Source organism: Pyrobaculum sp. (assembly GCF_049971835.1).
Lineage (GTDB): Archaea > Thermoproteota > Thermoprotei > Thermoproteales > Thermoproteaceae > Pyrobaculum.
Window position 1 is genome coordinate 1 of the sequence record NZ_JBMFKV010000280.1, and the last position, 2,063, is coordinate 2,063.

2 protein-coding genes are annotated in these 2,063 nt (G+C 49.9%); both read right to left on the minus strand.

The annotated features are described in order from the left end of the window. Positions 1-1,536: thermopsin family protease (locus ACP5J3_RS13660; protein ID WP_428496188.1), on the minus strand; the 1,536-nt coding region annotated here is incomplete at its 3' end. Between the two features lie 96 nt (positions 1,537-1,632). After that, positions 1,633-2,061, minus strand: coding sequence for a PaREP1 family protein (locus ACP5J3_RS13665; protein ID WP_428496189.1), 429 nt, complete (start codon positions 2,059-2,061; stop codon positions 1,633-1,635). Positions 2,062-2,063 lie beyond the last annotated feature (2 nt).

The window sequence follows — 2,063 nt, forward strand, 5'->3', positions numbered from 1 at the left end:
CACAGACCCCCTGTAGACCCCCCCAAGCCGCCACCCCTCGAAGACAAGCCGCGTCGCGTTGCCGAAGTCAACGACAGGAGGCGGGCTAAACTCATACACCCCACCCTCGGGGACCCACTCACTTCTCTCCACAGGTCCAGACACCCTTACTAAGTACTCCCTCCGCCAGCGGAATACGATCTCCAGCGGCTTAGTCACGACTACGCTACCCACACCCAAACTATTCCCCAGATATTTTACACGCGTCCTATTACCAAAGTCTATAAGCGGGGGCTTCGTCAAGTTTAGAAAAGTCCCGTTGAAAACCACTACCCAGCCCCTTCGATCATAGTCGGAGATGTAGATAGGCACATATCTACTCCACATATACTCTGGCAGATATACCCCCCAAGTAAGATAGGCTCCTCTGCCATATAATGAGACCACCTTGACGTTTGACGCAGTCTCTGCCGTGGATTCTCCAAAATTTACATAACTCGGAACTGCGGCGAAGTGCGTGCCGTTCCAGTATTCGAGCTGAAGCACGACTGAAATCTTCTTAAAATCTGCATGCTCGCGGCAACACATTCCCCCCACGACTCCCTCCGCGTTTAGCTCAAGACCACGTGGATTCTTCTTCAGCCCCCTTACGGCAATGGCCACGCTACGTGCCGCCAAGTTTAAAGTCATGTTGTCATACCACTCAACACCACGTCCAAGATCATAGCCAAAGGCAAACCACGGCCTCCCATCAGACCTAACGCCGACTTTAATATATAGAGAAGTGTTTATTGGTGGTGCGGCGTCTTTAAAATCAAAAGCAACTTTATAATAGTAGTCTTCCAAAACTCCCTGGGGGTTGCTGTCTTTATCCACACTACCCAGCCCCTTTATAACTTCTTTACTAAGATAGCTGAACGCATCGGTATTATTCCATATGTTATTTAGAATTCTAAATTTTCCATTATAAAACTGTATAAAGTTTTGTAGCCAGTAGTAGTGAATTCCTTTCGAAGTATTAACTTCGGCATATACGTTTAGCTGTATGCTGTAGGCATCGCCGCGCGGGCTCGCCGCCTCGCCGCCCAGCCAGACCACTCGTAATCTGAACTCCCTAGTAGTATAGTTATACACAACCGGAGGATTTGTAAAAACGACGCCATAGTCGGAAACACCGACCGGCGCGCTTCGATTAATAGCTAGTCTAAAAACAACAGGTCTTGTCCCATTGTTGTTCACAACCACGACATATCTACCCCTCCCCAAGGTAATCCACGAAGATACATTAATGCCATAAGCTGACCACAGCGGCTTCGCCTTGAGGCCCTCTTTAGAGAACGTAGAATTTGAAAAAACCAAAACCTGGACATGCCTATCCGCAACTACATCTAGCCAGAACCCGCTACTTACGTTTAAAAATCTGTAGTTATACCAACCAGGCGGTAGGAAACCGATTGTGTTATAGAGATCACCTACAGATATCCCTTTGTCGGCAATTACTTGAAAGGAGTATGCCGACGCCAGCACAGTTATCAAAGCCAGAATCATGAGTCTCATATTTCGAGATAATACCACTCTTAAAATCTCTGCCCTCACCCAGAAAGGCCGTAGTTAAGTCCCTCCGCTGAGGGTTGTCTCTCTGTCCGCATGGGCCTATTTGAGGAATTTCTTGAGTTTTTCGACGAGCGTCAGCACGTCGCTTCTATGAATTCTAAACGAGGCCTCTCTCAGAAAGCCGTGGTAGAAATTCGCGCGTAGCCTCTCGGCGGAGGCGAAAAGCCGGGGGATGTCGCCGTCTCCAGACTCCTCATGCAGTATTTCGACGACCTCGGCGTAGTCCCTGTGGCTGAAGTGACGGAGGCCCCGCCTCTCCGCAATTGCGCTGAGCAGAGCGGTGACAGCCCCCCAGTACTTCTCACCAGCTTGCTGGAGGTCGCCTTTGGCGTACAGCTCCTCAGCCTCCTTGAGGTATTTCTCGTGCAGTTTTAGATAGAGGTTGACGCGCTCTGGGGGGTCAAGCCTCGCCGATATAAGCTCGGCGAGGAACTCCTCAATATCTCTACCGCCTGCGGCTTTTTTCAACG